The organism is Streptococcus sanguinis (assembly GCF_026781265.1).
In the GTDB taxonomy this organism is placed as follows: domain Bacteria; phylum Bacillota; class Bacilli; order Lactobacillales; family Streptococcaceae; genus Streptococcus; species Streptococcus sanguinis_T.
In genome coordinates, this window is record NZ_JAKUVC010000002.1 from 530,305 (window position 1) to 544,153 (window position 13,849).

Genomic DNA, 13,849 nt, shown 5'->3' on the forward strand with positions numbered 1-13,849 from the left:
TGGAATAATGCTAAAATACAAATCTGAGTAAGTTTCAAACCACTTATTAAGCTTGTTATAGGCCGACGACTGACTAACAAACAATATACGTTGACAAGCTCCAATCATAACCACCCGTCTAACGGGTGGTTTGTCCTAGGGCTATAAGCCCACATCACCAGCCAGCGCCTAAAGACGCTGGCTTTCACTTTGTTCAAGCCTCATTGCTCTTGACTCGTCACAAACCTCTCAAAGAGGTGTTTGCATTACTTACCACTATCCCTAAAGGGATCCTCATATTCTTTCACACTCAATTTATCCAACGCTATATCATGCTTTTCCTGCTCTTGGATATATTTTTTAATGGTGGCTTCATTAAGTCCTACTGTACTCACGTAATAACCTTCCGCCCAGAAATGTCTGTTCCCAAACTTGTACTTTAGGTTGGCGTGTTTGTCAAACATCATGAGTGCACTTTTCCCTTTTAAATACCCCATGAAACTAGAAACACTTATCCTTGGTGGAATACTTACTAACATATGTACATGATCCGGCATCAAGTGACCCTCGATAATTTCAACACCTTTATAACTACATAATCGGTGAAATATTTCACCCAAACTATTTCGATATTGATTATAGATAAGATTCACCTATACTTAGGTGTAAACACAATGTGATAGAACACATCCACTTTGTATGTGATAAACTATGTGCCTTTTGCGCCATAATTTTCTCCTTTCGCTTCACAATTGGCTTGAACACCTTTATTGTATCGCGTTTGGAGTTTTTTTGGTATATCCTTCGATGCGCACCCGCATAGCGGGTGGTTTATTTGTCTCGCACCTTACGGAGCGAGACAGACTGAAAGTCACAAACATAAAAAGCATCCTCTTTGAGCGATGCTTTTTTTGTGCAAGATTTCAGATACTGGTTAGTATCTTTTTAAACCTTAAATCCCGTTTCCAGTTAGAAATCGGGCTTTTTAAACTAAATATTAATTTGGCTAGCTTCTTTTCTCTGTCAAGTAACAAACATGGTAAATGTTGCCTTGCAGACATTTTCTTTATCTTGATTCGTAATAGTAATATCTACAACTCGTGTTTTACGCCCTGGGTGAACACAGTTTCCTGAAATGATTAATTTATCACCCAGATGTCCCGCTCGCATATAGTTGATAGAAGACTGAAGCGTCACCCCATCTAAATCTTGAGAAATCAAGACTAAACCAGAAATCTGATCACAGAGAGTAAACAGATAACCTCCGTGAGCATTACCATAATAGTTCAAAGAAGACTGAACGACTTCTGTCGTGACAATAACCTGACCGTCCTTCATCTTTTCAATCTCATAGTTTTCAAATGCTGAAATCGCATCAAAGTGAAAGTCTTTCATTTATTTCTCCTCACAATCTGTGTCTTATCATACTACTTTTTATCGATTCGGGCAAGGAAAATTCCCAATAGGTCTATCAAAACAACTTCTTGGTAAACTACGGTTCTTGACGCTCCCTCTCCTTAATAAAACCTTTTAACTCCTCTAATCGTTTGCTTGTTAGGGGTTGATCAAGAAAAGCATCTAAGTTAACATCTTTCTCTTTATAAAACTTATTCATAGGGACATTATCATACCGTTTTACCTTTGATGATGTAAGCTGCCCTTCTACATAAGTTGTAATCTCTATATTACTATCACCAAAAAAAGCTCCATAATAGTCTTCTCGAACCACTACCGTCTGTCCTTTCTCCTCTAGATAGGCATAATGGCTTACTGGAACATAAACTGTAAAAAGATAGCCAATTATAGGAGAAACTGCCAATAGCAACAAACCTAAAGCAAGGGAAGGATAAAGAACCCATTTGTATCTTTTAATCAATAAATAGAAAGCGAGGAATAAAAAGAGAAAAGCAACCCACGGACTCAACTGAGGTCGCCACAATATACTGGTGACCAAAAAGAATACAAGGACCGCCAAAAGTACCAGACGCCACGACTTCAACCAATAAGATATAAGCAATCCAACAGCTAAGAGCATAAGAGCTGGCCATTCTCTACTTAGAATATATAGAAAAAAATAAAACATCTCCCGAATCTCCCTTTACTTTATTGAAAAATCCCTCAAGTCAAGCTTGAGGGATTTTTACTTCATTCAATCTGAATGAATTATTTTTTCAAGTTATAGAAAGCTTGAAGACCTTTGTATTGAGCAACTTCCCCAAGTTGATCTTCGATACGAAGCAATTGGTTGTATTTAGCAATACGGTCTGTACGTGAAAGTGAACCAGTCTTGATTTGACCTGCGTTAGTTGCAACTGCGATGTCAGCGATTGTTGAATCTTCAGTTTCACCTGAACGGTGTGATACAACTGCAGTGTAACCAGCTTCTTTAGCCATTTCAATCGCTTCAAAAGTTTCAGTAAGAGTACCGATTTGGTTAACTTTGATAAGGATTGAGTTAGCAGCACCTTCTTTGATACCACGTGCAAGGTAGTCAGTGTTTGTTACGAAGAAGTCGTCACCAACAAGTTGTACTTTCTTACCAAGACGTTCAGTAAGAGCTTTCCAACCATCCCAGTCATTTTCATCCATACCATCTTCGATAGTGATGATTGGGTATTTGTTAACCAACTCTTCAAGGTAGTCGATTTGTTCTGCAGATGTACGAACAGCAGCGCCTTCACCTTCAAATTTAGTGTAGTCGTATACTTTACGTTCTTTATCGTAGAATTCTGATGATGCACAGTCAAATCCGATAAATATATCTTTACCTGGAACATAACCAGCAGCTTCGATAGCAGCGATGATAGTTTCTACACCATCTTCAGTTCCTTCAAAGCGAGGAGCAAATCCACCTTCGTCACCAACGGCAGTTTCCAAACCACGAGATTTAAGGATTTTCTTAAGAGCGTGGAAGATTTCAGCACCGTAACGAAGAGCTTCTTTGAATGTTGGAGCACCAACTGGCAAGATCATGAACTCTTGGAATGCGATTGGAGCATCTGAGTGAGATCCACCGTTGATGATGTTCATCATTGGAGTTGGAAGAACTTTAGTGTTGAATCCGCCAAGGTAGCTGTAAAGTGGCACTTCAAGGTAGTCAGCAGCAGCACGAGCTACAGCGATAGACACACCAAGGATTGCGTTCGCACCCAATTTACCTTTGTTAGGAGTACCGTCCAAAGCGATCATTGCACGGTCGATGGCTTGTTGGTCACGAACATCGTAACCGATAATAGCTTCAGCGATAACGTTGTTTACATTATCAACTGCTTTTTGTGTACCAAGACCACCGTAACGAGATTTGTCGCCATCACGAAGTTCAACTGCTTCGTGCTCACCTGTAGAAGCTCCTGAAGGAACCATACCACGTCCGAAAGCACCTGATTCAGTATAAACTTCTACTTCAAGTGTTGGGTTACCGCGTGAGTCTAGGACTTCGCGAGCGTAAACATCAGTAATAATTGACATTTCTTACTCTCCTTATTATTTAAAATTATTTACTAGTCTATGATACCTCAAAAACGCTTTTTTTTCAAGGAAAAATAGAGAATCTAAGCAAATTTGAGAAATTTTGCACAAGAAAACGATTCCAAATTTACTATATAAAAGCTTTTCCAGCAAATCAGAACAAATATTCAACCTTTTAGAAATTCTCCTTTTATGGTACAATTTTATTATGACTGATATTAATAAAGTAATCATGGAAAAAGCTCAGGGCGGAGTCAAGCTCAATCCTGATGAACAGCGTAGATTTTTAGGGACTTTTGAGGAGCGAGTGCTGGCTTCCTGCTCTATTGAGCAAGCCAACGAGACCCTCATTCGCAGTCATTTCAAGGAAATGCTCAGCAGCATCATGAAAAACTGCCGACCTGTAATTGTTAAAATTTCTCCGGAAGTCGAGTCAGGCAATCAAATCTTTTATCTAAAAACTGCTAAGGAGCTGGGCTGCGAGGCAACTATTGTCTCTAGCGATTACCAGTCTTCTCCTTTTGGCCTGATTGTCCATAGCGACCATCTTGTCCAAGTAGATGACAAGGACATGAGCCAACAGTTTGCTAGTCTCCTTCAGCCAGCAGAAAAACCAGTAAAAGAAAAACGCTCCCTATGGAAAAAATGGTTTGGCTAGGATGACAAATTCAGAAAAACTTTTTGCCTTTTTTGAAGCTGAAAACCAGCGTGATTGGCAAACCTATCAGACTTTTCTTTCTGATCATGTTAGCTGAGAATTAGAGGGTGACACAATCGAAATCATCAAAGGAAAAGCGGACTACCTGACTAAAATTCAACAAGTCTACCATAACAACCCAGTCCAGTTTCGTTGTACTTATTATCAGCTTAGTCCTGACCAGAATCGAATTGTGACCCTTTTAGAAAATGACTTTGGTGACCTGTCTTGTGACATCTTCTTCTTTAAAAAGGGTATGATAGTCAAAGAAATTGAATACCTACTAAAAAAAGCGGACTAATCGCTTTTTTTCATTTTTAGTAGATTGCCAATATTTCTTGCCGTGCGAATCAGATTTTGCTCCGCTTGCTCTAGAATCCTATCCAAGCTATCCGCTCGCGCAATAATCGGAAAAGCTGCCTGGATATTCTCAACTGGGAAATCCGGTAAATCATCAGCCAGGCTACCACAAATCGCCAGTACAGGGATGCCTTCTGGTGTTCGTCTTGCGACCCCGATCGGTGCCTTGCCCGCCAAGGACTGACAATCCATCCGCCCTTCGCCAACTACGACCAAGTCCGCTTTTTTAACTCTTTCATCAAAATCCAGTAAGTCTAAACAGGTTTCGATACCCGAAACAATTTTTCCTCCGGCAAAAGCAACCAGTCCTGCTGCCATTCCGCCTCCGGCTCCGGCTCCCTCCATATCAATCACCTGAGGATCAACCAACTGATAGAAATCAGCCATAGCTTGGTCTACTTGAGAAAAGAGTAGGGGAGCTAGACCTTTCTGACCTCCGAAAACAGTTGTCGCACCTCGCTCTCCGCAGAGAGGATTGTCAACGTCAGTCAAAATCTCAATCTCAACTTCTTTCAAGAAATCAGGAACCTGCTCAGCTGATATTCGGGCAACCTTTCCCAAAGACGAGCCAATGGGGCGTAGTCTATGATTGTCCGCATCGAAAAATTCATAGCCTAGGCCTGCTGCCAGTCCAATTCCACCGTCATTGCAGGCTGAACCTCCAACCCCAACTAAAATCTTTCTGACACCATCTTCAGTCAGGTGCAAAATCAATTCTCCCAATCCTTTGGTCTCTATGGCCAAGGGATTTCGTTTTTCCTGAGGAATAGAAGCGAGTCCGACCAAATCAGCCATCTCAAAAAGCGCTTGCTGACCATTTCTGGCGTAGGGCATTTTTACCGGCTGGCCAAAGGGTCCGGTTACGGTGTGGTAAAATTCAGACCAGCCCAAGGCTGATGTCAGCGCAGCCATTGTCCCCTCGCCCCCATCACCGACCGGAACCAAGTCAAAGCTGGCATCTGGCAAGGCCTGAGAAAAGCCCGTCTGCAGAGCTAGAGCAACCTGAGCAGCTGACAAACTTTCCTTGAAAGAATCCGGTGCAATTAGAATATGCATGCTTCTCTCCTACTCTTTTCTATTGTCTAAAATATCAATGACCCGATAGAGATTGCATTCTTGAATCTGATAAGGAGCCTGCTCTCGCACGATTGGCTTGGCCATAAAGGAAATTCCTATCCCTGCCGCTTGAATCATAGGCAGATCATTGGCGCCATCTCCCATAGCAATTGTTTGATTTAATTCCAACTTGTTTTCAGCCGCCCATGCTTTTAGCATGGTAAGCTTCGTGTCCTTAGTGACAATCTCTCCTAAGACTTGGCCTGTCAAAAGGCCCTGCTGGATTTCCAAACGATTTGCCTTGACGTAGTCAATTCCAAGCTGCTCAGCCAGTCTGTCCACCGTCTCATGAAAACCACCTGACACCAAGCCCACTTTATAACCACGTTTATGCAGCTCTTTGACCAGTTCCTCGGCTCCTTGCGTGAAGTGGATCCTTTCTGCAATTCGAGCAAAAATATCCTCTGGCAGTCCTTTTAAAAGAGCGAGACGCTCACGTAAGGCAGCTTCAAAGTCCAACTCTCCTCGCATGGCACGCTCTGTAATAGCCGCAACCTGAGCTCCTACACCCGCTTCCTCACCTAGCAGGTCAATCCCCTCTTCCATGATTAAGGTACTGTCTACATCCATGACTAATAAGCCTTTGACTGTTTTCATTGTCTGACCTCATTCTTTCTATTTTTTTGTATTATACAGGAAATTCTATTTCAAAACAAGCTGGGAAAAATTGAAGTCTCAGAATCCTTGTAACTGACTGTTATCTAGCGTTCGCTTTGCAAAAGAAAAAAAGCTCCCGAAGGAACTTCTTTTAAAAACGAATATTCTCGCGTGTTTTTTCGTAGGATGTCACAAAACGCTCGGTCACGCCTGGCTCGACAAGATCTAAAGCTTTTGAAATGATTTCCAAGGATTGAGCATAGTCGTAGTCATGTTCAAAGACATACAAGGACTTATTGAAAGCTGCTTGTACATTATCATCAAAGGAACGATAGCGGTTTGAATACTGCAGCAGCTGCTCAGTCAAGGTAGCATTTTGGACGATACGATAGGTTTCTTCTTCCAATTGCTCCATATCATTTCCTAGAATTTCCAGCCAACGGTTAACCGATTCGATATTGACTCGTGTAGCTTCCAATTCCTTAACCAACTCTTCAATATTGTTGCTGGTTGAGAAGAAAATTTCTAAGAAAGAGTCTGGAATACCTGGCAAATTGCGTTTTTCCATATATCTCTTAATGGTATGCAATTTGTTCGCATAGATATTGACTTTCTGGCGAGCGTTGGCATCATCTTTTTCAATCTCTGCCAGTGCTTCACCAAGAGAAATCTGCTCATCTTCGATTTCTTTCAAACGCTCTTGGATAGCTTCCAACTCTTCCTGAACTACAGAATAAGCTTGCTTGGTTTCAGAAGAATCTTCTACCGCGCTAAGCACCACATCTTCCTGGGCTGAGAGCTCAGCCTGCAACTCTTTGACATGAGAAGTCTCCATATCAGAGAGAAGGAAAGTTTGAGATAAACGTTCTATCTCTTTTTGGAGTTGCTGGTTGTTTTCCTTTGTATGAGCCAGATAGCTAGGCAAGTTTTTAATCAACTTCTCCACTACTTTGTGGGCTTCAATTTCCCGCGTAAAAATTTCATAGAGAGCGTTAATCTCTTCTTGCGCCTGCTCATTTTCATACTCAGCATTATCCAGCTCTAGGGCTGAAATGTTAGCTTCGTTGCGTTTGAGACTTGCATGGAGCTGCTGGAAGCGAGACTCTATATCTGTTTCGATAAAGTGATAACCAGATTCCAAGAGCTTACGGTGACCAGATTCTAAGTCTTCCAACTGATCTGGCAATTTAACAGTCAAGTCTTCGACAATGGCAGGAACTTTCTCAACGATATGTGTCAGAGCAAGAATATGATCCTCTGCCTTATCCAAGATTTCAGCTGCTTCAACCGGGTCACCCGAAGAATTAAGGGTCACAAACTGAGAAAACTCTGACTGGATATTTTCCAGCTGTTTTTCAATCTCAGCTAGGGCTTGCCCATACGAGTCTGCATTCTCCGCAACCTGGGTTTGCAGTTTTTCAAACAAATCCAAGGCATGAAGAACACGACCGCTGTTCTTAGACTCTTGCTCTTTAAGATCTTCCAAGGCTGCACGAATCATCTTGATATCTTCGTCAATCAAATCAATCTGACTCTCAATATTGCCGATGGCATGCTTGGCTTTTATGAAACGGAAAGAATTATTGTAACCTTCTGCTTCAAATAGATTATTTTCGATATCAGCAAATGAATTTAAGGACAAGTCTACCCATTTTTGATTCCATTCACGGAAGGCTACCTGACTCTGCCCAATCAAATGCATATTTTTTACTTCTTCAACTTCATCATTTACCGGGAGATTATAGAGTGCTTCTTTTCTCTCCTCCAAATTTTGAAGTAAAGCTTCATTTCTCTTTCTCATCAGAACTGCAGTACCATAGCCGACAACCAAAAGCAGAGCTACCACAGCAACGAGAATAACTAGTCCAATAGACATATAGAACTCCTTCACATTGTTACTATAAAGCAAACATAATGATTATATCATATTTTTGCCCATAATGGTTGATTTTTCAGATTTTTTTAGACGTCGAGCGTACTGTATACAGCATTTTCTTCGATAAATTCACGACGAGGTTCAACTCGATCCCCCATCAGCATGTCAAAAATCTTGTCAGCTTCCGCTGCATCATCCACTGAAACCCGAGCCATCAAGCGATGTTCAGGATTCATAGTTGTCTCCCAGAGCTGATGGTCATCCATCTCTCCGAGCCCCTTGTACCGTTGAATGGTTGGCTTGGAGCGACCTTCACTGTAGCGAGCCAAAGCAGCCTGAAGCTCTTCTTCCTGATTAGCACTTGGCTGGATGTATTCTTTGACTTCACTTCCGACCTTGACACCATAGATTGGCGGCTGAGCGATATAAACAAATCCAGCTTCAAGAACCGGCTTCATATAGCGATAAATCAAGGTTAAGAGCAGTGTCCGAATGTGAGCTCCGTCTACATCGGCATCGGTCATAATGACTAATTTTTGGTAGCGGGCCTTGCTGACATCAAAGTCAGCTCCAAAACCAGTTCCCATAGCAGTAAAGAGACTGCGGATTTCTTCATTGGCCAATATCTTGTCCATGCTGGCTTTTTCAACGTTGAGAATCTTACCACGAATTGGCAGAATAGCCTGGAATTCACGGTTACGGCCGGACTTAGCTGAACCACCCGCAGAATCCCCCTCAACGATGAAAAGTTCAGTTTCCTGAGGGTCGTTAGACGAACAGTCAGCCAATTTACCAGGCAGATTGGAAATTTCCAAGCCAGACTTCTTGCGGGTTACTTCCCGAGCTCGCTTGGCAGCAATTCTAGCCTTAGAAGCCAAAATTCCTTTTTCAACGATTTTTCGAGCTACCGCAGGATTTTCCAAAAGGAAATCTGAGAAAGCTTCGCTAAAAAGTCGATTGGTAATCTTGACCACTTCGCTATTGCCCAGCTTGGTCTTAGTCTGACCTTCAAACTGAGGGTTAGGGTGCTTGACAGAAATGACCGCTGTCAGTCCCTCACGAACATCTTCCCCAGTCAGATTGTCTTCGTTTTCTTTGAGAAGCTTATTTTTCTTGGCATAGTCATTGATAACCCGAGTTAGTGCCGTCCGGAAACCTTGCTCATGCGTTCCACCCTCGTGGGTATGGATGTTATTGGCAAAGCTCATGACTGTTTCATGGTAGCCAGTTGTATACTGCATAGCGACTTCAACCGTGATATCGTCCATTTCGCCATCGGTATAAATCGGCGTTTCAAAGATTACATCCTTGTTTTCATTGATGTATTGGACATAGCTGGCAATCCCGCCCTCATAGTGGTAATCCTTGGCCTGCTCCATTCCATCCCGCTTATCAGTGATGGAAATTCTGAGACCACGGTTGAGGAAGGCTAATTCTTGCACCCGCTTATTGAGCTTTTCAAAGTCAAATTCTACTGTTTCAGTGAAAATCTCTGGATCTGGTGTAAAGTGAACTGTCGTACCTGTACGTTCTGTCTCACCGATGATTTCTAGATCAGCGACTACATGACCGCGACGGTATTCTTGGTAATGAATCTGACCGTTCTTATAAACGCGGACATCCAGCTGAGTGGACAGGGCATTTACAACGGAAGAACCCACACCGTGCAGACCTCCCGATACCTTGTATCCGCCACCGCCGAATTTTCCTCCGGCATGGAGGACGGTAAAGACGGTTTCCACGGCTGGGCGGCCAGTTTTCTCCTGAATATCAACGGGAATTCCCCGACCGTTGTCCACTACTGTGATGGAATTGTCTTTTTCAATAAAGACTTGAATGTGACTGGCAAAACCAGCCAACGCCTCATCAATCGAGTTGTCAACAATTTCCCATACTAAATGGTGCAGACCTTCCTTGGAGGTCGAACCAATATACATCCCCGGACGCATACGAACGGCTTCTAGGCCTTCTAAGACCTGAATCTGACTGGCATCATATTTCTGGGCCTGTATATCTTGCTGCTTTTCTTCTGTCATAGTGTTCCTTTTCTAATCAATATCTATAAATTCTTCAAGATGCTGCATATTATCAAAGAGATAGGTATCAAAGCCAGCTGCCTGCCCTGCTTCAATATCCAGCGGACGGTCACCAATGACCAAGCCAGAGACAATCTGATACTTGTCTTTTAGATAGAGCATGGAATCTGGTGAGGGTTTCTTTGGAAAGCCATTCGCCGATGTCACCACTTCTGTAAATGCTGATGCAACGGCAGTCTTTTCCAAGATTTCCAGCACTTGGTTGTCCCGGTGGGAGACCAGAAAGTTCCGACCACCCTTGGCCACAATCCGCCTAAGCAAGTCTGCTGCGCCGTCAAATAAGACAGGATGAGTCAACTCTTCTGCTTCATTGCCCTTATAAAACTTTAAAAAGTCTTTTTCTTGGGGAGCAAACTTCTGGACAGCATAGTCCGTAGACACCTTGAGGGCCTTATAAACTTCATCGTGACCAGCTTGCAGACCGTATTCTTTCAAAGTCTGAACAAAAGCTGCAGTCGAAGTTTCATAATTATCCAAGAGTGTTCCACCTAAATCCCAGATGTAATCTTGATAATTCATACCTTTCATTATACCATAATTTTCATGAAAAAGGGGCTAATATTTGCCCGAATCCAGCACTTTTCCGACTTTTTCAAGCCTTTTTCTAAACAAAATATCTCAAAGAATCTAAAATTTAAAAATGGATGCTGGTTTCGTCCTTTTCAACATCTCTAAACCCGTTCCATATAGAGGATTGCAAAGGTAAATTAGACTTCAAAAAAGCTGGGAAACATTATGAAACCCAGCATATTTTTAATTCCCAAATACATCTGTGTAAAGCATGGCATCAGCCAACTGGTCAGCGTCTCCTCCCAGCTGACGAACCAGCTCATAGGCGAAAGCCAAGGCAGTCGATGGACCACGGCTAGTAATCAGCTTCCCATCAACAAGAACTGTTTCTTTACGGTAAGTTCCATTTTTAATATTGTCTTGCGCACCGTCATAGCAAGTGAAATACTTACCAGTCAAGATACCTGCGTGGTCAAGAGCAATGGGAGCGGCACAAATGGCAGCAATGAACTTGTCCTCTTGCTGAAAATCCTGCAAAAGCTTCATCAGGCGGTCATCATCACGGAGATTAGCCGCCCCTGGCATCCCTCCTGGCAAGATGACCATATCGTAGTCATCTAGTCGGCCTTTCCAGACCTGATCCGCTTGAACAGTGATGGCATGAGACCCAGTTACTGCTTCATCAAAACCAATAATATCACAGACAAGACCTGCACGGTGCAAGACATCCACAACTGTCAGGGCCTCGATTTCTTCAAAGCCGGGAGCTAAGAGTAAAGCTGCTTTTTTCATGAAAATATCCTTTCTGATATGAGCCAATCACAAAAACACATCTGATTTGTGAGTCAAAAACTTACTTTATCTTTATTTTAATTTCTTCAGTACGACTTTTTTTCGGACAGCTGGAATTCGCTCCTTCTTTTCATCCGTCAGGCTGTTCTGATAGGAGACGGACAGCAGGAGACCGACACCAATAAGATTACTGATGATGGAAGAACCACCCTGTGAAATAAAGGGCAGCGGAATCCCTGTCAGAGGCAGAATCCCTGTCACCGCTCCAATATTTTCAAAGATATGGAAGAGCAGCATCATGATAAAGCCAGTTGAGATATAGGTATAAAACTGGTTGTTGGATTTAATCGTAATCTTGAGCATGCGGTAAATCATCAGTAAATAGAGCATGATAACCAAGGTCGAGCCCAAAAAGCCAAAATCTTCTGCAATGACGGTGAAAATCATATCGCTTTCCCGAACAGGAACCAAGAGATTAGAAACATTAAAGCCTTGACCAGTCAGACCACCGCTTCCGACAGCGATTTGTCCCTGTGCTTGCTGGAAGGTGGTCGTCTGAGCGTAGTCAAAAGGATGAAGCCAAGCCAAAATCCGATTGATCTGGTAGGTTGGCATGCCTAGATTATGCAGAAAGGCACGACCGCCATCGGAAATAAAGATAAAGAGAAATCCTCCCAACAGCAAGACTCCTGTCAGAAAAACTGGCAGGATAATCTTCCAAGAGACACCTGACAGAAGAACGATGCCGCCGCATATAGCAACAAAAACCAGAGCTGTTCCCAAATCACTCTGAAGAGTTAACAGAACCAGAACAGGCACAGTGTAGAGCCCAAGCTTCAGAATCAGAAAAAAGTCTAAAGCCAGGGTTCGCTCATTCTGCTTGTGTTGCTGGAGGAAATGGACCACCAGCCGCGAAAGCATGAGAATGTATGAAATCTTCATAAACTCCGAGGGCTGAAAGAGGGTCACACCACGAATAGCAATCCAGTTTTTGGCACCAGTGGAGGCTACCAGAGATTCACTGTAAAAAATCAGAGGCAAGACCATGAGGCCAATACCAAAAACATAGAGATAAGGGGTAATTTCCCAGAGAAACTTGGTGTTAAAGAACATGAGGATAAAACTTAGCAGGAAGCCCACCGCAATCCAGGCGATTTGCTGACCAACCATGGGCCAGGCATTGTCAGGATAATCATGACTAACAGCAATGTAAATAGCCACAACACCGATTGAGAGCAGCATCAAAACGGGCAAAATTAAACTATAATCAATCCGAGACTCAAACGTCCGTCTTTGATAGGGCATAGTCCCTCCTTTTTAGAAAAAATACTGGATAATCAAGCTAGAAACAGCGACGCAAAACCAAGCAAAGGCACCAGTCAGCAAAGGCGCTGCTCCTGCTTGCTTAAACTGCTTAAAGGAAACTTTTGCGCCAATAGCTGCCAAGGCCATAGCCATCAGCCACTGAGAAATGAATTTTGTGTAGGGGATGACAGCAGCCGGCAAAAATCCAAGACTGCTGACAAGTGAAGCAAGGACAAACCAAGCTATAAACCAAGGAAAAATTTGTTTCAAGTTTGTCTTTTGTGATGACTGCTTAGACTTGATATAGCGATAAGCTGCGAAGATCAAGCAGGCCGGTACAATCATCAGAGCCCGACTAAGCTTAACAATGGTCGCCAAGTCTCCAGCTGACGAGCTATATGTATAGCCTGCTGCCACTACTGACGAAGTATCATTGATGGCTGTTCCAGCCCAAGTCCCGAAAAAGGCATCCGACATCTGCAGCAAATGCCCTAAAAAAGGGAAAATGAATACTGCTAAAATATTGAAAAAGAAAATAGTGGAGATAGACAGAGCGATTTCCTCTTCATCAGCTTCCAAGATTGGTGATGCGGCCGCAATGGCAGAACCGCCGCAGATGGCTGTTCCAAAACCGATTAAAATAGTCAAGACGCGGTTCATTTTAAAGAAACGGCTAGCCAAATAGGCAGCCAGAAAGGCTATCATAATGGTGATAAGACTGATACGAAGAGAAGAAATCCCTGTCTCAGAAACCTGACCAATGGACATGGAAAATCCCAAAAAGATGATGGAATACTGCAGCAATTTCTTCCCCGAATAGCTGAGTCCTTCCTGAAAAGCAGCCGGCAGCTTCATGCTGTTGTTCAAAACAATCCCAAAGATAATAGCCAAAACACTAGAGCCTATCAAGGGAAGCAAGCCGCCTAAAAAGATAGAAACAGCCGCTATGCCAAAGGATAACAGAATTCCTGGTAAATTTTTTTTCACGAACACCCCTTCTTTCCTATGCCTCTCATTATAACAAATTTTATCCTAAAAATCTGAATGAATTTA

Annotated in this window: 12 protein-coding genes and 2 pseudogenes; 2 read left to right on the plus strand and 12 right to left on the minus strand. The window is 42.8% G+C overall.

Going from position 1 to position 13,849, the window contains the following annotated elements; genetic code table 11:
* Positions 1 to 245: 245 nt before the first annotated feature.
* The 4 genes and pseudogenes from tnpA to eno all read right to left on the minus strand — a co-directional run bounded on the left by tnpA (position 246) and on the right by eno (position 3,447).
* Positions 246 to 708, minus strand: a pseudogene (tnpA, locus tag MK370_RS03255) (IS200/IS605 family transposase).
* A 294-nt stretch (positions 709 to 1,002) separates the two neighbouring features.
* Positions 1,003 to 1,374 (minus strand): PaaI family thioesterase, encoded by a 372-nt coding sequence (locus tag MK370_RS03260; protein ID WP_268684131.1) that lies wholly within the window; start codon positions 1,372 to 1,374, stop codon positions 1,003 to 1,005.
* Positions 1,375 to 1,471: 97 nt separating this feature from the next.
* Positions 1,472 to 2,062: a hypothetical protein gene (locus MK370_RS03265; RefSeq protein ID WP_268684132.1), complete on the minus strand. Its 591-nt coding sequence runs from the start codon at positions 2,060 to 2,062 to the stop codon at positions 1,472 to 1,474.
* An 80-nt stretch (positions 2,063 to 2,142) separates the two neighbouring features.
* Positions 2,143 to 3,447: a surface-displayed alpha-enolase gene (eno, locus tag MK370_RS03270; RefSeq protein WP_268684133.1), complete on the minus strand. Its 1,305-nt coding sequence runs from the start codon at positions 3,445 to 3,447 to the stop codon at positions 2,143 to 2,145.
* A gap of 208 nt (positions 3,448 to 3,655) precedes the next feature.
* Here eno and MK370_RS03275 point away from each other — a divergent pair, with 208 nt between their 5' ends.
* Together MK370_RS03275 and MK370_RS03280 are read left to right on the plus strand one after the other, a co-directional pair.
* Entirely contained in the window at positions 3,656 to 4,105 is a 450-nt protein-coding gene (locus MK370_RS03275; protein WP_268684134.1) for a YueI family protein, read from the plus strand.
* 1 nt (position 4,106) lies between these two features.
* Positions 4,107 to 4,445, plus strand: a pseudogene (locus tag MK370_RS03280) (nuclear transport factor 2 family protein).
* On the opposite strand, the gene MK370_RS03285 reads toward MK370_RS03280, so the two are convergent.
* The 8 genes from MK370_RS03285 to MK370_RS03320 all read right to left on the minus strand — a co-directional run bounded on the left by MK370_RS03285 (position 4,442) and on the right by MK370_RS03320 (position 13,789).
* Positions 4,442 to 5,560 (minus strand): glycerate kinase, encoded by a 1,119-nt coding sequence (locus tag MK370_RS03285; RefSeq protein WP_268684135.1) that lies wholly within the window; start codon positions 5,558 to 5,560, stop codon positions 4,442 to 4,444. The pseudogene MK370_RS03280 and the gene MK370_RS03285 overlap by 4 nt on opposite strands.
* A 9-nt stretch (positions 5,561 to 5,569) precedes the next feature.
* The gene (serB, locus tag MK370_RS03290; protein WP_268684136.1) at positions 5,570 to 6,217 is read right to left on the minus strand and encodes a phosphoserine phosphatase SerB; all 648 of its coding nucleotides are present in this window, start codon (positions 6,215 to 6,217) and stop codon (positions 5,570 to 5,572) included.
* A gap of 151 nt (positions 6,218 to 6,368) precedes the next feature.
* Positions 6,369 to 8,093 carry a septation ring formation regulator EzrA gene (gene ezrA / locus MK370_RS03295; RefSeq protein ID WP_268684137.1) on the minus strand — a complete coding sequence of 575 codons (1,725 nt, stop codon included), beginning with the start codon at positions 8,091 to 8,093 and terminating at the stop codon, positions 6,369 to 6,371.
* 86 nt (positions 8,094 to 8,179) lie between these two features.
* The gene (gene gyrB, locus MK370_RS03300; RefSeq protein WP_268684138.1) at positions 8,180 to 10,129 is read right to left on the minus strand and encodes a DNA topoisomerase (ATP-hydrolyzing) subunit B; all 1,950 of its coding nucleotides are present in this window, start codon (positions 10,127 to 10,129) and stop codon (positions 8,180 to 8,182) included.
* Between the two features lie 12 nt (positions 10,130 to 10,141).
* The gene (locus MK370_RS03305; RefSeq protein ID WP_326845068.1) at positions 10,142 to 10,708 is read right to left on the minus strand and encodes an HAD-IA family hydrolase; all 567 of its coding nucleotides are present in this window, start codon (positions 10,706 to 10,708) and stop codon (positions 10,142 to 10,144) included.
* Positions 10,709 to 10,942: 234 nt separating this feature from the next.
* Positions 10,943 to 11,491 carry a DJ-1 family glyoxalase III gene (locus tag MK370_RS03310; protein WP_268684140.1) on the minus strand — a complete coding sequence of 183 codons (549 nt, stop codon included), beginning with the start codon at positions 11,489 to 11,491 and terminating at the stop codon, positions 10,943 to 10,945.
* 72 nt (positions 11,492 to 11,563) lie between these two features.
* Positions 11,564 to 12,796 carry an FtsW/RodA/SpoVE family cell cycle protein gene (locus tag MK370_RS03315; protein WP_268684141.1) on the minus strand — a complete coding sequence of 411 codons (1,233 nt, stop codon included), beginning with the start codon at positions 12,794 to 12,796 and terminating at the stop codon, positions 11,564 to 11,566.
* 12 nt (positions 12,797 to 12,808) lie between these two features.
* The gene (locus MK370_RS03320) at positions 12,809 to 13,789 is read right to left on the minus strand and encodes a YeiH family protein (protein ID WP_268684142.1); all 981 of its coding nucleotides are present in this window, start codon (positions 13,787 to 13,789) and stop codon (positions 12,809 to 12,811) included.
* Positions 13,790 to 13,849: the final 60 nt, after the last annotated feature.